23 protein-coding genes are annotated in these 19,578 nt (G+C 44.9%); 10 read left to right on the top strand and 13 right to left on the bottom strand.

Annotated features, from left to right (window positions below):
* Window positions 1-6 precede the first annotated feature (6 nt).
* The 3 genes from narK to C5I45_RS01790 form a co-directional block, all read right to left on the bottom strand.
* On the bottom strand, window positions 7-1,197 hold the full coding sequence (gene narK, locus C5I45_RS01800) for a nitrate transporter NarK (protein ID WP_095315495.1): 1,191 nt from the start codon (window positions 1,195-1,197) through the stop codon (window positions 7-9).
* 134 nt (window positions 1,198-1,331) lie between these two features.
* Entirely contained in the window at window positions 1,332-3,002 is a 1,671-nt protein-coding gene (gene argS / locus C5I45_RS01795) for an arginine--tRNA ligase (RefSeq protein ID WP_003151071.1), read from the bottom strand.
* Window positions 2,999-3,427, bottom strand: a complete 429-nt coding sequence (locus tag C5I45_RS01790) for a YwiB family protein (RefSeq protein WP_003151069.1) — start codon at window positions 3,425-3,427, stop codon at window positions 2,999-3,001. The genes argS and C5I45_RS01790 overlap by 4 nt, the downstream gene beginning before the upstream one ends.
* Before the next feature lie 291 nt (window positions 3,428-3,718).
* Here C5I45_RS01790 and C5I45_RS01785 point away from each other — a divergent pair, with 291 nt between their 5' ends.
* From C5I45_RS01785 to C5I45_RS01755, 6 genes are all read left to right on the top strand, one after another.
* Window positions 3,719-4,864, top strand: coding sequence for a response regulator aspartate phosphatase (locus C5I45_RS01785; protein ID WP_107994197.1), 1,146 nt, complete (start codon window positions 3,719-3,721; stop codon window positions 4,862-4,864).
* On the top strand, window positions 4,848-4,967 hold the full coding sequence (locus C5I45_RS01780; RefSeq protein ID WP_003151066.1) for a PhrC/PhrF family phosphatase-inhibitory pheromone: 120 nt from the start codon (window positions 4,848-4,850) through the stop codon (window positions 4,965-4,967). Before C5I45_RS01785 ends, C5I45_RS01780 begins: the two co-directional genes overlap by 17 nt.
* 197 nt (window positions 4,968-5,164) lie before the next feature.
* On the top strand, window positions 5,165-5,368 hold the full coding sequence (locus C5I45_RS01775) for a helix-turn-helix transcriptional regulator (protein ID WP_003151064.1): 204 nt from the start codon (window positions 5,165-5,167) through the stop codon (window positions 5,366-5,368).
* A gap of 13 nt (window positions 5,369-5,381) precedes the next feature.
* On the top strand, window positions 5,382-5,585 hold the full coding sequence (locus C5I45_RS01770; RefSeq protein WP_069473623.1) for a hypothetical protein: 204 nt from the start codon (window positions 5,382-5,384) through the stop codon (window positions 5,583-5,585).
* 407 nt (window positions 5,586-5,992) lie between these two features.
* Complete coding sequence (locus tag C5I45_RS01760) at window positions 5,993-6,274, top strand: hypothetical protein (protein ID WP_003151060.1); 282 nt, start codon at window positions 5,993-5,995, stop codon at window positions 6,272-6,274.
* Between the two features lie 43 nt (window positions 6,275-6,317).
* On the top strand, window positions 6,318-6,830 hold the full coding sequence (locus tag C5I45_RS01755; RefSeq protein ID WP_003151059.1) for a stage II sporulation protein M: 513 nt from the start codon (window positions 6,318-6,320) through the stop codon (window positions 6,828-6,830).
* 590 nt (window positions 6,831-7,420) lie between these two features.
* On the opposite strand, the gene C5I45_RS01745 is transcribed toward C5I45_RS01755, so the two are convergent.
* The 3 genes from C5I45_RS01745 to speE all read right to left on the bottom strand — a co-directional run bounded on the left by C5I45_RS01745 (window position 7,421) and on the right by speE (window position 9,571).
* Window positions 7,421-7,639 carry a helix-turn-helix transcriptional regulator gene (locus C5I45_RS01745; RefSeq protein ID WP_003151056.1) on the bottom strand — a complete coding sequence of 73 codons (219 nt, stop codon included), beginning with the start codon at window positions 7,637-7,639 and terminating at the stop codon, window positions 7,421-7,423.
* A 169-nt stretch (window positions 7,640-7,808) separates the two neighbouring features.
* Complete coding sequence (gene speB, locus C5I45_RS01740) at window positions 7,809-8,681, bottom strand: agmatinase (RefSeq protein ID WP_003151054.1); 873 nt, start codon at window positions 8,679-8,681, stop codon at window positions 7,809-7,811.
* Between the two features lie 59 nt (window positions 8,682-8,740).
* On the bottom strand, window positions 8,741-9,571 hold the full coding sequence (speE, locus tag C5I45_RS01735) for a spermidine synthase (RefSeq protein WP_003151052.1): 831 nt from the start codon (window positions 9,569-9,571) through the stop codon (window positions 8,741-8,743).
* Between the two features lie 199 nt (window positions 9,572-9,770).
* Between speE and C5I45_RS01730 the strand changes: the two genes are divergently transcribed.
* The gene (locus tag C5I45_RS01730; RefSeq protein ID WP_107994196.1) at window positions 9,771-11,843 is read left to right on the top strand and encodes a transglycosylase domain-containing protein; all 2,073 of its coding nucleotides are present in this window, start codon (window positions 9,771-9,773) and stop codon (window positions 11,841-11,843) included.
* Window positions 11,844-11,866: 23 nt separating this feature from the next.
* Here C5I45_RS01730 and C5I45_RS01725 read toward each other — a convergent pair whose 3' ends face one another.
* The 3 genes from C5I45_RS01725 to C5I45_RS01715 all read right to left on the bottom strand — a co-directional run bounded on the left by C5I45_RS01725 (window position 11,867) and on the right by C5I45_RS01715 (window position 13,632).
* Window positions 11,867-12,298, bottom strand: a complete 432-nt coding sequence (locus tag C5I45_RS01725) for a hypothetical protein (RefSeq protein ID WP_107994195.1) — start codon at window positions 12,296-12,298, stop codon at window positions 11,867-11,869.
* 143 nt (window positions 12,299-12,441) lie between these two features.
* Complete coding sequence (locus C5I45_RS01720) at window positions 12,442-12,960, bottom strand: YwhD family protein (protein ID WP_015387555.1); 519 nt, start codon at window positions 12,958-12,960, stop codon at window positions 12,442-12,444.
* A 12-nt stretch (window positions 12,961-12,972) separates the two neighbouring features.
* Window positions 12,973-13,632, bottom strand: coding sequence for a site-2 protease family protein (locus tag C5I45_RS01715; protein WP_003151043.1), 660 nt, complete (start codon window positions 13,630-13,632; stop codon window positions 12,973-12,975).
* Window positions 13,633-13,737: 105 nt separating this feature from the next.
* On the opposite strand from C5I45_RS01715, the gene C5I45_RS01710 reads away from it, so the two are divergent.
* Window positions 13,738-13,926 carry a 2-hydroxymuconate tautomerase gene (locus C5I45_RS01710; RefSeq protein ID WP_003151042.1) on the top strand — a complete coding sequence of 63 codons (189 nt, stop codon included), beginning with the start codon at window positions 13,738-13,740 and terminating at the stop codon, window positions 13,924-13,926.
* A gap of 37 nt (window positions 13,927-13,963) precedes the next feature.
* On the opposite strand, the gene C5I45_RS01705 is transcribed toward C5I45_RS01710, so the two are convergent.
* Window positions 13,964-14,383, bottom strand: a complete 420-nt coding sequence (locus C5I45_RS01705; protein ID WP_107994194.1) for a MarR family transcriptional regulator — start codon at window positions 14,381-14,383, stop codon at window positions 13,964-13,966.
* Window positions 14,384-14,773: 390 nt separating this feature from the next.
* Here C5I45_RS01705 and C5I45_RS01695 point away from each other — a divergent pair, with 390 nt between their 5' ends.
* Window positions 14,774-16,153, top strand: a complete 1,380-nt coding sequence (locus tag C5I45_RS01695; RefSeq protein WP_003151037.1) for an amino acid permease — start codon at window positions 14,774-14,776, stop codon at window positions 16,151-16,153.
* 63 nt (window positions 16,154-16,216) lie between these two features.
* Here the strand turns inward: C5I45_RS01695 and C5I45_RS01690 are convergent, their stop codons facing one another.
* The 3 genes from C5I45_RS01690 to C5I45_RS01680 form a co-directional block, all read right to left on the bottom strand.
* Window positions 16,217-16,717, bottom strand: a complete 501-nt coding sequence (locus C5I45_RS01690; protein WP_003151036.1) for a YwgA family protein — start codon at window positions 16,715-16,717, stop codon at window positions 16,217-16,219.
* A 39-nt stretch (window positions 16,718-16,756) separates the two neighbouring features.
* Window positions 16,757-18,058, bottom strand: a complete 1,302-nt coding sequence (locus C5I45_RS01685) for an HD domain-containing protein (protein WP_003151035.1) — start codon at window positions 18,056-18,058, stop codon at window positions 16,757-16,759.
* A gap of 160 nt (window positions 18,059-18,218) precedes the next feature.
* Window positions 18,219-18,443 carry a YuzB family protein gene (locus C5I45_RS01680; protein ID WP_003151034.1) on the bottom strand — a complete coding sequence of 75 codons (225 nt, stop codon included), beginning with the start codon at window positions 18,441-18,443 and terminating at the stop codon, window positions 18,219-18,221.
* Between the two features lie 204 nt (window positions 18,444-18,647).
* Here C5I45_RS01680 and C5I45_RS01675 point away from each other — a divergent pair, with 204 nt between their 5' ends.
* A complete protein-coding gene (locus C5I45_RS01675) occupies window positions 18,648-19,421 on the top strand; it encodes an RsfA family transcriptional regulator (protein ID WP_003151032.1) in 774 nt (257 codons plus the stop codon).
* Window positions 19,422-19,578: the final 157 nt, after the last annotated feature.

Here is a 19,578-nt window from a genome sequence, read left to right as displayed (position 1 = left end):
GGATCATTATGAATCAAGGCTATGACTGTTTCTCTCCGTATGTGTTTTCATTCTTTCCTGCCAATACATCCAGATCACAAGGACAAAGCTGGCTAACGCAACCTCTGAAAGCGCCATAAACCCGATCGCGTATTGACCCGTTGCCTGAAATACACTTGCCAGAATCAGCGGAGGGAAAAAACCGCCCAGTCCGCCCATGGCAGACACAATACCGTTGGCAATCCCCGCTTGCTTCGAAAAATAGAAAGGCACCAGTTTAAATACCGTCCCGTTTCCAATCCCTGAGCAGACTGCCACCGTCAGCGATCCGAACGCATAAAGGCCGATCGCCGGGGAGAATGACAGCATGACGCCTGACAGCGTAAGCCCTGCGAAAACGAACATCAGAATGCGGAGCGGGCTCAGTTTATCTGCAAGAAACCCTCCCACAGGCCTGAGCAGCGTAGAGACCGCAATAAAGCCGGCCGTCCGCAGACCGGCGTCCGCAGGGCCCAGCCCAAAATGCTCAACCAAAAAATTCGGAAGATAGATGGTAAAGGCGACAAAGGCGCCGAACGTAATAAAATAAAACAGGCTCAACATCCACAGCACATGATTTCGGTAAACGGCTTTCATTTGTGTCTTTATGGAAACTTTGACTTTCTTCTCATGCCGGTCGCCGAACAAAACGTGCAGTAATGCGAAAACAGCCAGCAAAACAAGATACATCTGCACGGTTGCTTTCCATCCCGCGGCTTGAGCGATAACCGGCGCCGCAAAGGTAGTAACGGCGGTCCCGATGTTTCCGGCACCGTAAATCCCATTGACGACACCGTGCTTTTCTTTTGGATAATATTTCGGGAGGGACGTCACTCCGATGGAGAATACCGCTCCGCCGATCCCTAAGAAAAAGCCGCCCGTGATTAAATCAAATAAAGAATCCGCGATACTGATCCAAAATACGGGAAACAAAAGCAGGATGAAGCTGATCATAAACATCAGCCGCGCGCCATACCTGTTCGTTAAATATCCTAAAGGAATACGGAGAAGCGATCCGAGAATAACGGGAATCGCCGTCACCAATGAAATCTCGCCTTTGCTTAAATGAATATCTGATGTCATTTGAGAAATGAGCGATGAAATCAGCACCCACACCATAAACCCTGCCACTAAGCTTAATGACTGCAGCGATAATTGAATATGTTGACGATTGATCATTCGGCTTGCCCCTTTCACTGATTCAATATCAGTCTTATCATACAAAAACTCAGTGTACGGGATTGTGAATTACATCACACGCTTTATATGCAAAAAAAAGAACAAAGCCCGAAGACTTTGTCCTTTGATCATCATTACATTTTTTCCGGAGCGGATACGCCGATCAGCTGAAGCGCATTGTTCAGCGTAATTTGCGTCGCCTTCATTAAAGCGAGACGCGCGCGGCTCTTCTCTTTATTTTCCGGATCGATGACTTTCTCCGCATTGTAGAAGCTGTGCAGAGCGGAAGCCAGATCATAAATATAGTTTGTGACACGGTGAGGAATGCGTTTTTCCGCCGCTTCTGCCACTGCTTCAGGGAAGCCGCCGATTGTTTTCAGCAGGTCATATTCTTTTTCTGATTGAATATGGCTGAAATCAAGATCTGCCGCCGGTTTAAGTCCCTGCTCCTCCCCTTGGCGAAGCATGCTGCAAATACGTGCATGTGCGTATTGCGCATAATACACAGGGTTTTCATTAGATGTGGATACGGCAAGATCCAAGTCAAAATCCATATGCGTATCAGCGCTGCGCATCGCGAAGAAATAACGCACGGCATCCAAGCCGACTTCTTCAATCAAGTCGCGCATCGTTACGGCTTTCCCCGTACGTTTGCTCATCTTCATTTTTTCGCCGTTTTTGTATAAATGAACGAGCTGAATGATCTCAACTTCCAATGTGCCTTTCTTGTAACCGAGCGCTTCAATCGCCGCTTTCATACGCGGAATATACCCGTGGTGATCCGCGCCCCATACATTGATGAGCTTGTCGAATCCGCGGTCAAGTTTGTCTTTATGGTATGCGATATCCGGCAGCAGATAAGTGTATGAGCCGTCTTTTTTGATCAGCACACGGTCTTTATCGTCACCGAACGTTGTGGAGCGGAACCATGTCGCGCCGTCCTCTTCGTATACATGGCCCTTTTCGCGAAGCGCCTCGAGCGCCTGATCAATTTTTCCGTTTTCGTACAGTGACGTTTCAGAATACCATACGTCAAACGGCACGCGGAAATTTTCCAGGTCGGAGCGAAGTTTATCAAGCTCGTACTTTAAGCCGTATTCACGGAAAAACGCCTGACGTTCGCTCTCCTCTTCATGTACGAAACGGTCGCCGAAATCTTCGGCAAGCTTTTTCCCGATGGCGATAATATCCTCGCCGCGGTAACCGTCTTCCGGCATCGGTTTCTCGAGGCCGAGCGCTTCAAAATAACGGACTTCAACGGAAAGCGCCAGGTTGTTAATCTGGTTGCCAGCATCATTAATATAGTATTCACGGCTCACATCATAGCCCGCTTTAGAAAGCACGCTGCACAGCGCGTCACCTACCGCCGCGCCGCGCGCATGGCCTAAGTGAAGATCTCCCGTCGGGTTGGCCGATACGAATTCGACCTGAATCTTTTCGCCTTGTCCGATGTTTGTCTCTCCGTAATGTTCACCCGCTTCAAGCACGGACGGAATCAGTTTTGTTAAGTAGCTGTTGTTCATGTAAAAGTTGATAAAGCCGGGCCCCGCAATATCCATCTTTTCAATGGAAGCTTTGCCTTTATCAAATGACGCCACGATCTCCTCAGCGATTTGGCGCGGCGCTTTTTTTGCGATTCTCGCCAGCTGCATCGCCATGTTTGTGGAATAATCACCGTGTGTTTTGTCTTTCGGCGTTTCTAACAGTACGCTTGGAATCTGGCTTTCTTCCGCCAGGCCCGCTTTCAGAACGGCCGCTTTGATCTCTTCCTTCAGCACGTCCTTCATCTGTTCCGCAATATTCATGCCTTTGTTTCCTCCTTATATTGGATCGTCATGTTATGTACATGTTCTTGGTTTTCGCCTACAGTCATGTTATATGTCAGTTTGACGGAGCCTTCCGAACCGCCGACATCAGATTGAATGTTTTTCGTTTCCGTACGGAGCTCCATTTGTCCGAACGGCAGTTTATATTGAGTGAGTGTCGATGCCCCCGGAATGAACCGCTGTTTCATTTGGATGGCGCCCGATCTCATTACGAGAATCTCTTTTTCTGTGATCTTGACGACCGTTTTAATCTTGCCCAAATCATGCTCTTCGTGATAGGAAAGATACGTTTTGCCGTTTCTCACGTAATAGAATCCACTCGATGTAAATTCAACCGACTCTTCTTCAGAGCCGTTATGAATGAATGATTGCACATGAATGGCTACTGGTGTCTCCTGTCTCATGCTGACACTTCCTTTTCATCATCCCGCTTAACCTGAATAGTATAAGTTTTCAAGGGAAAAAGTTCAACCGCTTCCTCCTATCTTACCATCTTTGCTGATTGGTTTTGAAGATAAACATGATTTTTAAGGAAAATGAAAAAACCGGAAATCCTAGGCTGCGGGATAAATGCGGTTCCTTCGGCGGACGGCTTTGTCAAAGGGGAAAAGTTTGCGGTATTTTTGCGCTATCCTTCCGAATGAAAATGATAAAATATGTCATATACATAACGTGGAAGGGAGGGATTCGGAATAGTGGCGAGTGTTTTATCGTCTTCAGCGGTTGGAGAAAAAATCAACGAATGGTATATGTACATTCGAAGGTTCAGCATCCCGGACGCCGAGTACTTGCGGAGAGAAATCAAAGAAGAGCTTGCAGGCCTGGAAGAAGATCAGGATCTTCATCTGTACTATTCTCTCATGGAATTCCGCCACAATCTGATGCTCGAATACCTCGAACCGCTGGAATCGCAGCGGATAGAAGAACAGCCGAGACTATCGGATCTGCTCGCGGATATTGATAAAAAGCAGGCCCGGCTGACCGGACGGCTTGATTATTATTTTAATTTTTTCCGGGGGATGTATGAGCTGGATCAGCGGGAATATTTGTCGGCTATAAAATTTTTTAAAAAGGCTGAGACGAAACTCTCATTTATTAAGGATACTATTGATAAAGCCGAGTACTTTTTCAAGATGTCTGAAGTCTACTACTATTTGAAACAAACGTATGTATCTACCGATTACGCAAGGCAGGCATATGAAATATATAAAGCTCAGTCGTCATACGATATCAGGCTCATACAATGCCAATCCTTATTCGGAGCAAATTTCCTGGATTTAAAACTATATGATCGGGCAATTACTCACTTTCAAAAGGCTTTTTCTTTGGCAGAAACAGAAAAACAGCCTCAATTAATGGGCAGGACGCTGTATAACATCGCACTTTGCAAACAAAGCCTGAACGACTATGAAGCAGCTATAACTTATGTTGAAAAAGCCATTGATGTTTTTGAAAGTGCTAAAATGACCCCTTCTTTGCCCCAAGCATATTTTTTAATGACACAGATTCATTATAAATTAGAAAGATACGACAAAGCGCTCGAGTATCATAAAAAAGGAGTTATCCATTCCGAAGAGTCAGCAGATTCAGTTTATTTACACGAATTCGAATTTTTAAAATCTTTGTATGTGAACGGACCTGATGAGGATGCAATGAAACGGAGTTTTGACTTTTTGGAAAGTAAGATGATGTATGCAGATATAGAAGATTTTGCTCTTGATGCAGCTAAATATTATCACAAACTTGAAGATTATAAAAAAGCTTCAACATACTTTTTAAAAGTTGAAGAAGCAAGACAGCATATTCAAGGGGGGGTAACTTTTTATGAAGCTGAAGTATAAGGTCTTACTCACTTGCTTAGCTGTAACCTCAGTTTTTATAACAGCAGATATGACGAATACACCTTCACACCAATTCGAAGTAGCACAAAGAGCTATGATTTAAATGATAATTACTTTTAGGCTTGCAGGTTAAACTGCAAGCCGTTTTTTATATAAACAACTAATTTACAAAAACAAAAACATACCTTAGAACTCAAATGTGTAAAAAGTATTTGACACTTATACATATATTATTTAAAATAAATATATATAAATTTGAAAATTTAAAATAAAAAACAAAATAAGTTAAGGAGGGTTTTAGTGGATAACAATATAAAAAAACTTAGAACAGCAGCTGATATTTCACAAAATGATCTGGCTAAGCTCTGCAATGTGACTAGGCAAACCATCAATGCAATTGAAAATAATAAATATGACCCGACTTTAAGTCTGGCTTTTTCGATAGCTCACGCTTTAAATACGGGAATAGATAAAGTATTCAACTATAACGCCAAAAAAAATTAAGGGAGCGGTTCTTATGAAGAAAATGGATGAGATGCAAAAACACCAATCGGGTACAGCCGCCAGAATAGCATTTAGTTTTTATACTGTCGCTTTACTGATATGGTCATTAATAGATTATTTTAAAAACGGAAATACAGGATGGCAATTTCCGATTCTTTTAATAGGCTGCGCGCTCTATTTATGGATTCAAGTTTATCAAAATCGAAAAACAAGGTAACGATTCCAATACACTTCCGGAGGATTATACAGCAATGTACGAATACAAGTTCATAAAAGCAGAAGTAAACCGATGGAAAGGAAAGCCTAAAGAAGACTATAAATAAATTATTGAAAAGTATTCGCAGCAAGGGTGAAAGCTGGTTCAAATATTTGCTCCTGCTATTTCAGGCTATGGGGCAGCTGATTATTTTGATATTATTTTTGAAAAAAAAGTATAATGTTTCAGTACCAAAGAAAGCCGGATCATACATATGGTCCGGCTTTCTTTGTACGAAATAAGCCAGCAGATACTTTTACGGATTTCACCTCTTAACTATTATTTTTTCGGAAATCCGCAATTCAAATAGATTCCAATATATTTTATTATTTAACTTGCTGGGGATATTGAAAAAATTGGAGGAAAAAATGAATCTACTTTTAAAAACACAAAATAGTAAAGCGATTTTTACATTAGTAGCATCAGGAATCATTGTTCTCGCTCTTTTCAGTATGAAACATAATCATTTAAACATGGATGTTATCGATATTTTAAACAGAGCTGGAATTATCGCTCCTAGTTGGATTGTCAGTGCTATCACCGCAACGGGATCAGTTCTGGCTATCATTACTGTTTTAGGATCTCTTGGTGCAGGCTTGCCATTGGCCGTTTTAGAACAATTGGCTGCAGCAAGTACAGCAGCAGCATAATATAAAACATTAAATTCAATATCCCTGGCAGTCCCTTTAACGAATGGATGAAAATACATTGTTTAAAAAGAATGTTTTAGTCAAATTGTACATACTCTGTCTGATCTTATTTTTAATTGCTTTATTTACAGCATATATTTATACAGATTCCGCTTCAAATGTAAATAATCTAAATCGAAATATCCGTCCGGATTTTTTTCAGATTTTCTTTAATAATATTAAAGTAGCGAGTCTGCTTGTTTTTTTAGGCCCGTTAACGCTGTCGCTTGGCACGGTTGCTGTTTTAATTATTAATGGATTAATTTTAGGAAATGCGATAGGAAACATTAAAGACAATTTAAACCTTTTACTGCTTGTTATACCCCATGGAATAATTGAAGTGCCGGTATTGCTTCTTGCAGCCTCTGTAGGAATGAAATTAACTTTAGATTTATTACTCCTCAAAATAAATTTGAAATTCACTTTTAAATATATTGGTATTATATTTCTCGGTTTAATGATAGCAGCTATGTTAGAAACATTTATTACACCTATCTTTATAAAAGGAGCCTCTTAGGATTATGCAAATTGAATTATCTTCATTTAAGGAACGAAACATTAATTTTTTGTCCTCGTTTTTGTTTTATATTATCGGGTTAGCTTTTTATTTAAGTTCCCTTTTACCTTTTATGAAAAGTTTAATTCCCAAAAACATCCCTATACAAGTTGTTGAGCAAGTAAAACATTTAGATTACATCATTGCAATAGCCGCACTGTTTCTTTTAATGTTCGGGGTCATTTTTGAAGGATTCGTATTATTTCTCATTATAAATTTTCTCGGCGCTCAGATTAAGATCAAAACTTTTTATTCCCTATTTATGTTTTCTAACATCCCGGTCGCGATTAAGTTTTTTCTTATATCATTCAAAAATATTTTCGCACAACATCCAAACACTAGTTTATTTTTCACAAGTAATCATTTGATTTTTTCTATCTTTGATTTGTTCAATATTGCATACTTATTTCTTTTGTTTATTCTTCTGAAATGGAGAACAAATTTGAACTACCTGACAATCTCAGTTTTTATTTTTACGGCATTCCTGTATAGAATGTTTTTTTAGCATATATAAATAAACCCCCTCAATAGGGGTTTTTCTTTCATTTCGTTCACTGTATACAATTCCTTTTATATGCTTCCGAAACAATACCGACTCTAGTACTTACATTCCACTTTTTACAAAGACCGGCTATGATATATTCGACATTACGCTGCGAGTAGTTTAATGACTTAGCGATCTCTTTATTAGGCTTTTCAGCAATTATCAGTTTAATTACTGAAATTTCAATCTTTTTTAATTCCAATTCATTTTCTACTGCTGTTTTCATTCTAACTTCCTTTCTAAAGATGTATTTACTAAATAATACCCTATTATATAATTTTTATCAATAACATCAATTATTAATAGTAAAATAATATATTTCTTTTACTAACTTCTAAGTAGTTTATATACAATATAAAAATCCCCCGCCATGTTTCAAGCGGGGGAAATTCTTTCTATTTCACAAACCCAAGCAGCATTTCACGGATCATCTTGCTTGCCGTGTTTGCGGTTTGTTCTGAGTGGTCATAGACCGGTGCCACTTCTACGAGGTCGGCGCCTTTTACGCTGACCTCTGAGCGCGCGATTTCATGGATGGACGCGAGCAATTCTTTAGACGTGATGCCTCCCGCGTCAACCGTGCCCGTTCCCGGCGCATGAGCGGGGTCAAGAACGTCGATATCGATCGTGACATAAACAGGGCGTCCCGCAAGCTGCGGCAGCACTTTTTTCAGCGGCTCAAGCACTTCAAACTTAGAAATGTGCATGCCGTTTTCTTTCGCCCATTCAAATTCTTCCTTCATTCCGGAGCGGATGCCGAATGAAAATACGTTTTGCGGCCCGATGAGCTCGGCCGCTTTGCGGATCGGAGTAGAGTGGGAAAGCGGTTCGCCTTCATAATCCGTGCGCAGGTCGGTGTGCGCGTCAAAATGAATGATGGCAAGGTCCGGAAACTTCTTATACATGGCTTTTATGACAGGCCATGATACAAGGTGCTCCCCTCCCATGCCGAGCGGGAACTTGCCTTTTTCTAAGATGCCGTCCACGTATTCTTCAATCATATCAAGGCTTCTTTGCGGATTGCCGAACGGAAGCGGAATGTCTCCGGCGTCAAAGAAATTCAAATCAGCCAAGTCACGGTCGAGGTACGGGCTGTATTCTTCAAGACCGATAGACACCTCGCGGATTCTCCCCGGGCCGAATCGTGAACCGGGACGGTAGCTGACCGTCCAATCCATCGGCATGCCGTAAAGGATGGCGTCCGCCTCTTTCCAGTCGGGGCGGCTCGCGATAAATACTTTTCCTGAATATGCTTCATCAAATCTCATCAATAATTCCCTCGCTTTCCTGTAAAAAAGCGCAAGATTCGCTCCTGCGCCGTACGTTTTTATTTGATTAAGTCGCTCACAAATTTCGGAAGAACAAATGCCGCTTTGTGAAGCTCTTTCGTGTAATACTTCGTGTCGATGTCAAAGAAACGGCTGTCCTCCACTTCAAGCGGATCGTACTTTTTAGAACCGATCGTAAATGTCCACAGGCCGCTCGGGTACGTCGGGATATTAGCCGTATACAGACGGGTGATCGGGAAGATTTCTTTCACGTCACGCTGTACGTTTGTAATCAGTTCCGGTGTAAACCACGGGTTGTCCGTCTGCGCGACGAAGATGCCGTCTTCTTTTAACGCCTTGGAAATTCCGGCATAGAAGCCTTTTGAGAACAAATTGACGGCCGGTCCGACCGGTTCTGTTGAATCAACCATGATGACGTCATACTCATTTTCTGATTTCGCGATGTGCATGAAACCGTCATCGACTCTCACATCGACGCGCGGATCATCAAGCTTGCCCGCAATGGACGGAAGGAATTTTTTAGAGTATTCAATAACCTTGCCGTCAATGTCGACAAGCGTCGCTTTTTTTACGCTTGGGTGCTTCAGAATCTCTCTGATGACACCGCCGTCTCCGCCGCCGACAACGAGAACGTTTTCCGGATTCGGATGCGTAAATAACGGGACGTGCGCAACCATTTCATGATAGACGAATTCGTCTTTTTCAGAAGTCATGACCATTCCGTCTAAGAACAGCATGTTGCCGAATTCTTCTGTCTCCACCATTTCCAGATGCTGAAATTCCGTCTGTTCCGTATGTAATGTTTGTTTCACCTTTAATGTAATGCCGAAATTCTTCGTCTGCTTCTCCGTATACCAAAGCTCGCTCAATTGTCATCTCCCTTTCAAGGCTTATTTCATTTATTGTAAGCGTCTGTATCGCTTTTATTCCGGTTAAAATCTCATTTTCACCTAAGGAAAAAGTATAGAGGATGGAGGGGAAAAAGTAAAGAAGTGTCCGGTCTGATATGTTTAAAAAACCCCCTTTTTTCACATAATAATAGAATCATGAAAAAGGGGGTTCCCAAAAGTGGATAAAGTATCTGGAAATCAGCTCAGAATCACATTCAAAATCATCCGCGCCTGCATCTTTCTGACACTGATCGGCGGAATGCTGGCCGGCGTCTGCTTCACATCCGTTCTTCTTGCAGCGAAATGGCAGGGCGCCCCCTCCGTCCGGGTTCCTCAGTCTACGATTCTTTATGCAAATGACGGCTCAAAGCTAGGTGAGAGCGATTTCGGGGAAAAGCGCTACTGGGTCCGGTTAAAAGATATCAATCCGACAGCGGTGCAGGCCGCGATTGCGGTGGAGGATCAAAACTTTTACAATCACCACGGTTTTGATTACCGGCGGATGGCCGCCGCCGCGCTGGCTGACATAAAGGCAATGGCCAAGGTTCAGGGCGCCAGCACCATCACCCAGCAATACGCGAGAAATCTCTACCTTGAGCATGATAAAACATGGAAACGAAAATGGAACGAAGCATTTTACACGATCCGCCTTGAACAGAACTATTCTAAAAACGAGATTTTAGAAGGTTATGTAAATACGATATATTACGGCCACGGCGCATACGGAATTGAAGCCGCCTCCCGCCTGTATTTCGGCAAACACGCCAAAGATCTGAACGATGCGGAAGCCGTGCTTCTGGCGGGCATACCGAAAGGCCCGTCCGGCTATTCGCCATATGTCAGTGAAAAGAAGGCCAAACAGCGCCAGGAAACCATTCTCCGTCTGATGGCCGGACAAAAAATGATCTCAAAAGAAAAGGCGGAAAGGATTAAGAAAACGCCGCTTGCCTATCAGCCGCTGAAAAGCAGAACCGCGGCGAAAACGGCGCCTTATTTTTACGATGATGCGATGAAAGAACTCGAGAAAAAGCTCGGCATGACGCGCGAACAGCTCGCAACGAGCGGATTGCGTGTTTATACAACGCTTGATAAGCGCATGCAGCGGATCGCGGAAAACACTGTGGCACATACGATCCGTACCGGCTCTGACATTCAGGTCGGCTTTTCCGCGATTGATCCGGCAACAGGTCGCGTGCTTGCGCTTCTCGGCGGACGTGACTACGAAAAAAGCCCGTTTGACCGGGCGACACAGGCGAAACGGCAGCCGGCTTCCACGATCAAGCCGCTTTTGTATTACAAAGCGATTCAAAGCGGCTTTACACCGGTCACGCTGATGAAAAGCGAAGCCACAGAGTTCCAGATTGACGACAACGGAGATACCTATTCTCCAAGCAATTACAACGGCTACTACGCCAATAAACCGATTACGCTGCTTCAGGCGCTTGCGTTATCAGACAACATTTATGCCGTGAAGACCCATCTCTTTCTCGGCATGAATAAGCTCGTGTCGGCGGCAAAGGAATTCGGCATCAGCGAACATTTAAAGCCCCTTCCGTCTCTGGCGCTCGGGACTGAACCCGTGCGCCCGATTGAGATGGTTAATGCCTATGCGATGCTCGCAAACGGGGGAAAACAAATCACCCCTTCCTTTATCACAAAAGTGACGGATACCGCCGGCAACATCTTGTATGAACAGCCGCGCGGACATCAGCAGACGCTTGATAAAAAAGCCGCTTTTGTGACGGCGAGCATGATGACGGGCATGTTTGATGAGGATTTAAACGGCTATACTTCCGTCACGGGACGCACCATTTCAGACCGGCTGACCCGGACGTACGGCGGGAAATCAGGCACGACCAGCGCAGACAGCTGGATGATCGGCTTTAATCCGGCTCTTGCCGCCGGTGTGTGGACAGGCTATGACAAAAGCAGCACGATTGATTCAGTAGAAGAAAAAAGCTATGCGAAGACGATTTGGGCGGACTTTATGGAGAAGGCGCTCGAAGGAGAACCGGAAATAGCGCTTAAACCGCCGAAGGGCGTCACGGGCGTCTATATTGACCCCGCTTCCGGCTACACTTCGGGACCCGGATGCGCCGCAAAGCATTACACGTATTTCATCGCAGGCACTGAGCCCGCGGATGTGTGCTACGGACCGGAACCGTCTAAAAAAGAAAAGGAACACGTCCCCGCTCGTAAAGAAGCTCCGCGCAAAAAGTGGTGGGATAAGTGGCTCGGCAAAAAAGACTGAGCCCGGTGCATTGCGCGCCGGGCTTAATCCGCGTCTTCCTCAAGCACCCATGGGAGCAAGAGTGAAAAGTCGAGATGGATAATAGGGTCAGGAAAACCCTTCGGTATAAAAAATGTTGTACTAGGCAAAGAAAACGAAAAGCGGATATCTCCCTCTCTCTCAATATGAAACTTCGGCCAGCCTTCCCTAAGCCTGCCGACAATCGGATAGCTGCCCGCATAATGATGCAGGCCGTTTTCCTTTCCATGCTCCCCCAAGTCGTGACAGACAGCCGGACGAATCCCAAACCGCGTAAACAGTCTTGTTTTCTCGGCGGGAAGGAGATTCACCGCCTCGGAAAAGTTCCGGCAGCTACCGCAATCGCAGGGATCAGGCCATGATTTTTCATATTGTTTTCTCGTTTCCGCCGTATCTGCTTCAATGACCCAAGGCCCGATGTCAAAGACGGTGAACATGATGAAACCTCCGCGTAAACATGAAAAACCCCGAGTCTTGGTTCGGCTCGGGACTTTCCATGTCCTGATTCTGTATCAACAGTTTACTCAGTACAATTGCGAAATAGTGCAAATATTTATAAAGTTCACAAAAAGTTCACAAATTATTTTTCGCCCGGAAGCAGACCTGTTTTCAATTCATCGGATGAACGTTCCCAGAGCCCTTGGTCATGCTTCTGCAGAAATTCAGCAAGCACCTGCTTTGAGCTGGCGTCCATTTTGTCCACGATAATGCGGCGCTTCATTGATTTATCCATTAAATTCACATGTTCCGGCAATGACTTATAGCCTCTGCGGATACTTCTGTCCACGGTCATTTCACAAGCCGTCACACCCGCGTAATAAGGGCCTTCTTCTTTTCTGTCGATGGTGACCCACACGAGCCAGTACGGTTTTCCGTTCGGCACTTCATCTTTGTTCGGCAGGAATTTGATGCCTTTTTCAACGACACTGCGGGCATGCATTGCGCCGATGTCAACGAAAGCTTCCTTCTCTTCCACATCGACAAATACCGGAGAAATATTGTCAAGGCTCAGCGACCCGGCGCCAAAACCGCCATGTCCGTCGGTCGGATCACTTTTAATAATATTAAATCCGATTGTTTTCTTCTTTTTTTCTTCCATGAAAATACCCTCCTACAAAAGCGGTTGAAATATAATGGCAAATACCTTGAGAATCCAGTCTCTCCCCTCGCTTAACAGCGGCCACACGACATAGGAGCCGACCGGTGTCACAAACAGCACGAGAAACACGATAATCCCGTAGCTCTCAAACTGAGTCATTTTGGCGCGCACCCGCGGCGGCACGAGATCCTCAATAATCCGGTAGCCGTCAAGCGGAGGAAGCGGCAGCAGGTTGAATAAACACAGCGCGAGATTCAGCTGAATCCAAATAGAGAAAAAGCGGTCAAGCCCCATGCTGAATGCAGAAAGCAGCTCCATTCCGTAAGCATGCATCAACACTAGCAAAAAGAAACCGATAAAGGCAAGAAGCAGGTTGCTTACGGGCCCGGCGACGGAAACCAGCACTCCCGCCAGCCGCGGTCTTTTAAAGGCGCGGCGGTTCACCGGCACCGGACGGGCCCAGCCGAAACCCGCGACCAAAATTAGAATCGTTCCGAAAACATCAAGATGTTTAATCGGATTGAGCGTTAATCTGCCCTGTCTCGCCGCGGTATCGTCTCCGAACCGATACGCGACATACGCGTGCGCCAGTTCATGCATCGTAAATGCCACGATCAGCGTAATCACGACATAGGGCATAAGCTCCAGCGGATAATATAAAAATCTGTCCAAATGTCAAAATCCCCTTTTTTAAAAAATGCAAGATTGTCCTTCATTCAGTATACTATAAGTGATCTCTCTTCCAAAGAGAGGAAACGATAAAGGAGGATCAGCACCATGCCGCTCGTAACCGTTAAAATGCTTGAAGGCCGCACAGATGAACAAAAACGGAATCTGGTTGAAAAAGTGACAGAAGCCGTAAAAGAAACGACAGGCGCAGCCGAAGAAAAGATCATTGTCATGATTGAAGAAATGAGAAAGGATCATTACGCCGTCGCCGGCAAACGGATCAGCGATACGGAGTAATCCTTGATAATGGCCGGCGCTGCTATGTCAGGCCGGCTTATTTCACAACTTTTTCAACCAGGCTGAAAAAGATTTTCTTTTCTTCCTCTGTCAATGCTTCGAACAGTTCGTCAATGAGCAGCTGCCGGTTTTCAATCATTTGCATGGCCGCCATTTTTCCCGAGTCGGAAAGCGTCATCCATACCGTGCGGCGGTCTTCGTTGTTTCTCGACCTTTCCACGAATCCTTCTTTTTCTAAATGATTGAGAGCGGTTGTCGTGGCGGAAGGCGATAATGTGACCTCCTGCAATATATCTTTAATCGTGCACGTGCCGTGCCGGTAAATAATCCTCAGAATAAATCCTCTGATATTGTTTATACTCTTCGGAATTGTCGCCTCATCAAGCTTTTTCGTGCTCTTTAAATATTTCGTGAGCGCGTAATCCAGTACATTTGCTTGCAAGTTATCGTGCTTCATGCAGAAACTCCCCATTTCAAGATGCATCCATCATCATTTGTTTGTTTTTTATTACATTTTACTGATACCTTACGGAGAAAGTCAAAATTCCGGCCGGAATGCCCGCAACTTTTATCCTGCCCTGCACAGACTTTTGTCTCCCTCTTTTTTACCATATCCTTTTATGCAAAGCTGGTTTTATAGACACGATTCAGGTAAAATCATTAAGGGTGACTGCGTTTGACGGAAAGGATAATCTGATCGGATGCGGCAGACAATATGATTGGAAAAGAAAAGAAACGGAACAGACGGGGAAACAGAACACAGGATTGTCGATTACACAGAAGATGTGACACGGGTAAAAGCCAAAGAGTCCCTCTTGGCTTTTGCTTTTGGATGGAGGGATGCGTGTTGCGGAATATCCTACAAAAAAAAGACATCACCCAGCTGCTTGAACAAAGCAGAAAAAGGCAGACTGCCAAAACGATGGGTGGATTTGATTTAACATTACTGGGCATCGGCGCCGTCATCGGGACGGGCGTCATGGTTCTTACAGGCATTACAGCCGCGAAAAACGCCGGGCCTTCCGTAATCTTTTCTTTTATCATTGCAGCCGTTGTCTGCAGCCTTGCAGCATTATGTTACGCCGAAATCGCTTCTGTTCTCCCGGTTTACGGAAGCGCCTATATTTACTCTTATACCACCATGGGAGAAATTGTCGGCCATTTAATGGGCTGGACGCTCTTATCCGTTTATATGGTGACGGCGTCGGCGGTGGCAAGCGGCTGGTCAAGTTATTTTAATAATCTGTTAGCCGAAATCGGCATGCCTTTGCCGGACAGTCTGCTGCACGTGCCGAGCCAGGGGGGCATCGTCAACCTTCCTGCCATCATCATTACTCTATTAATTGCCGTCGTTCTGTCACGCGGCTCTAAAGAGAGCAAAACCTTTAATAATATAATGGTTCTCGTAAAAATCGGAATTGTTTTGCTGTTTATCATCACAGGAAGCTTTTTTGTAAAGCCGGGCAATTGGCATCCTTTTATGCCTTTTGGAATCAAAGGCGTCATTACGGGGGCTTCTGCCGTCTTTTTTGCGTTCCTCGGGTTTGACGCGATTTCGGCTTCGGCTGAAGAAGTCAAAAAACCGCAGCGCAACCTGCCGATCGGTATTATCGGTTCACTGGTGATCTGTACATTGGTATACGTCATCGTCTGTCTCGTCATGACGGGTATGGTTCCGTATTCACAGCTTAATGTGCCGGAAGCCATGTCTTATGTGCTGCAGACTGTCGGACAAAACGCGGTGGCGGGCATTATCGCTGCCGGTGCGGTGATCGGACTGATGGCCGTCGTTCTTGCTCATACCTATGCGGCGACCCGTATATCTTTTGCGATGGCAAGAGACGGAATGCTGCCGAAAGTCTTTACCATTGTCGGAAAGAAATCGGGAGCGCCGATCTTTAATACGTGGCTGATCGGACTGATCAGCGCATGCATCGCGGGTTTTGTTGATCTGAAAGAGCTGTCGGATCTCTCAAACATCGGCGCGCTATTGACATTTGCCATGGTCAGTCTGTCCGTGCTGATTCTGCGCCGCACCCATAAAGATCTGCCACGGGGATTTAAAGTGCCTTTTGTACCCGTACTGCCGATTTTGGCCATTATCTGCTGTTTGTTTTTAATGGTCAATCTGCCGCTGAAAACGTGGCTTTATTTTGCCGTCTGGCTGATCATCGGCGTCATCGTTTACTTTTTATATTCGTACAAGCACAGCAAATTGAGACAATAAACAAAACCAGGCCCGCTTCATCGCGGCCTGGTTTTTTCATAAAAAAAGACGAAAGCATCGCCTTTAACAAATGTGTTTCAGCTCTTCTATGTAGTGAAGCGCCTCATCATATTCTTCATCCGTATATTTCTGTTTGCTTTTTATCGTAAACACTTTCTCTTTCTTTTCCTCAGCTTCAAGGCCGTCAAAATACAAAATCGTAGACACCAGCTCCAGAAACCGGGATGAGCGGCTGTTGACGCTGTCGATGTACTTCTTCATATCCGGCATCTTAAGCTCCGCATGATGTAAAAACTCGGCTCCCGTCTCCGTCAGCGAGTACCGGTATTGAAAGTAGCCGCCCTTTTTTTCCTTCACCTCATCCAGAAACCCAAGATTGCACAGCTCTTCAATTCGAAGCGTCAGTTCTTCGGAATACGGGCCGTAAAAATGAAAATCATATTTTTCGTAGAAAGGATACTGCATTTTCTTCGCGATATAAATGATTTTCTGCAGCTTTTTCCGCCCGATGATTTCTCCAGAATCCGAGAACACCTTCATCAGTTTTGCATGTTCTTTCAACAAATTCCCGACATCTCCTTTTCCTTCTTTACCAAAATCCTTCTATGTCAGTCCCAGCAGCTGCCGGATTTTTAATTTTGCTTCAGGGTTTTCTGAATCGTCGCAAATGAGGTCCATCGGATAGTAGAGCTTATGGTCCGTCCGGCGTTTGCCCGAAATGGATTCGACAATGGCGGACTGCCTGGACAGCTCTTTGATCTGGCCGTTCTGCGTTAACAGATGAATCGGCAGACGCTCCTCCTCTTCACCCGGCCGGTAAAAATCATACGGCAGATCCGATGAAGAATCGACCACTAAATAGTAATTGGGATCAATTCCCGCCTCTTTAAAGAGAGCGGTCAGTTCAAAATAAGCCGACATTTCCTCATTCGGATTAAATTCGGCATATTGAAACAGCTGGCGGTTAATGAAGCGGCGGCACAAGTCGGACAGAATCGGGTCCTCTTCTTCCTCCCAAGCCTGGAAATAATATAAAATGATGGCTTCATCAAGCTTCAGATAATCCGCAAGCGTCAGCTTCCCTTCAAAAATGGAATAAAAATGAACGGGAGCATGAGTGAATATATACCCTTCTTCATGGAGCTGCTTCGCACGGTGGAGAATTTTCGTCAAAATGACTTCAGCGCTTCTCGTCACGGGATGAAAATACACCTGCCAGTACATTTGATAGCGGCTCATAATATAGTCTTCGACGGCGTGCATGCCGCTTTGCTTAATGACGATCTGGTCCTCTCGCGGACGCATGACCCTTAAAATCCGTTCCATATCAAAATGTCCGTAGCTGACGCCCGTATAGTATGCGTCCCGCTGAAGGTAATCCATCCTGTCGGCGTCAATCTGGCTCGAAATCAGGCTGACCACCTGTTTGTTTTTGTATGTTTTGGCAATGACTTCGGCAACATCCTGCGGAAATCCCGGTCCCGCCTTTCTGAGAACCTGATTCACCTCGGTGTCGCCGAGAATGATTTCCCTCGTATAGTCTTCATGATCCAGATGAAAAACCTTTTCAAAGGAATGCGAAAACGGCCCATGTCCCAAATCGTGCAAAAGCGCGGCGCTGAGACAGAGTTCGCGTTCATTGTCATCCCATTCAGGACGCCCTTTAAAAACATCATCAACCATTCGTCTGACAATCTCATAGACGCCGAGAGAATGGTTAAAACGGCTGTGTTCCGCGCCGTGAAACGTCAAATACGTCGTACCGAGCTGTTTGATCCGGCGCAGCCGCTGAAATTCACGGGTGCCGATCAAATCCCAGATCAGCTTGTCCCGCACATGAACATAGCGGTGAACGGGATCTTTAAACACTTTTTCTTCTGATAATTTTCCGTTTGGATACGCCATCGTCATTCCCTCTTTTTTTTAGCCGTGATTCTATTATATCGGCTCTGTAATTTGAAAACATCCTTGAATTTGTCCGGCGTTTTGTTCCAGTTTTCAATCATTGATTTTTTGAAGCAAAAAAGCCTGACCCATCGGGCGAGGCTGTCGTAAAAATGCACATTTACTTTTTGATCTTCTTTTTCACTTTCTCAATCAGCTCGTCCTCAGTCGGCGCCGACAGCGGGCGGTTGTTTACGAAAGCAAACGATTTCTTGCGTCCGGGCCCGCAATATGACTGACATCCGACCTCCACTTTTGCATCCGGGTCAGCTTCTTTCAAACGCGGCAGCAATGTCTTAATATTGGTGGCCTGGCAATCATCACACACTCGGAATTCATTAGCCATGATGTACGCTTCCCTTCATTCAATGTTCCTCTATGTTAAATCTTAAATTTTAAAAACGAAAAAAATCACATCACGTTTTATTGTACAAGGATTCATCTTATCCTGCAAGGCTCTGCGTATCTCTCATTCTTTCAGCCAATTTGTATAAATATTTTCCAATCTGGACATTCTAATACCATCAAAGATTATTGGGGGTTGAGAACATTGACAAAGCAAAGACAGGACGCCTGGTCGGAGGAAAATGACCTGCTGCTTGCGGAAACCGTGCTCCGGCACGTCCGGGAAGGAAGCACGCAGCTGAACGCCTTTGAAGAGGTAGGCGATAAATTAAACAGAACGTCGGCAGCGTGCGGATTCAGATGGAATGCCGTCGTGCGCCATCAATATGAAAAAGCGCTTCAGCTTGCAAAAAAACAGCGGAAACAGCGGATGCGCGCGCTCGGAAACGGCCAGCCGGCCAAGAAGAAACTATTATACCAGCCGCCTGCACCGGATGCGGACATCATTCAAGAAACCGCAGCCGAAGAGACGGTTCAAACGGAAGCGCCAAAAGAGGACCGGCAAGCCGTCATGTCCGGCGAACATATGCCTTATGTCGATGAAAGCTTCAAGGAAGAGTTAGCTAGTTTATCACATTTGCTGGCGCCTCAGCAGCCGAGCCAAAAGGCGGAGCTCACAATGGCAGACGTCATTCAATTTCTGCAGAGCTATGAAGGCAGCGGAAAGCAAACTTCCGCCCTGCAGATGGAAAATGACCGTTTAAAACGGGAAAACCAAGAACTTCAGTCTAAAACCGAGCAGCTGGAAGCGGCCGTCGAAAAGCTTGAAAAAGATCAAAAAACCATTCAGGAAGACTACGAAACCTTGGTGAAAATTATGAACAGAGCCAGAAAACTAGTTTTATTTGAAGACGACGAGCATGCGTCTCCGTCCTTTAAAATGGACCGAAACGGCAATTTAGAAAAAATGGCCGAATAACGCAAAAAACCCCTTTCTTTGTCATGGAAAAAGGGGTTTTTGCCATTTGTCAATGACGCGCATCCTGATCTATATTAATGTAAACATTGTTCAGGAGGCCTTCTTCCCGCAAGGGCTGCGCATCTCGGTCCCCGCCCGCACATAAGCATAAAGATTC

The organism is Bacillus sp. ZY-1-1 (genome assembly GCF_003047165.1).
Classification (GTDB): Bacteria; Bacillota; Bacilli; order Bacillales; family Bacillaceae; genus Bacillus; species Bacillus velezensis.
The sequence above is the reverse complement of the archived record's forward strand: the minus strand, read 5'-3'. Positions and strand labels throughout refer to the sequence as shown.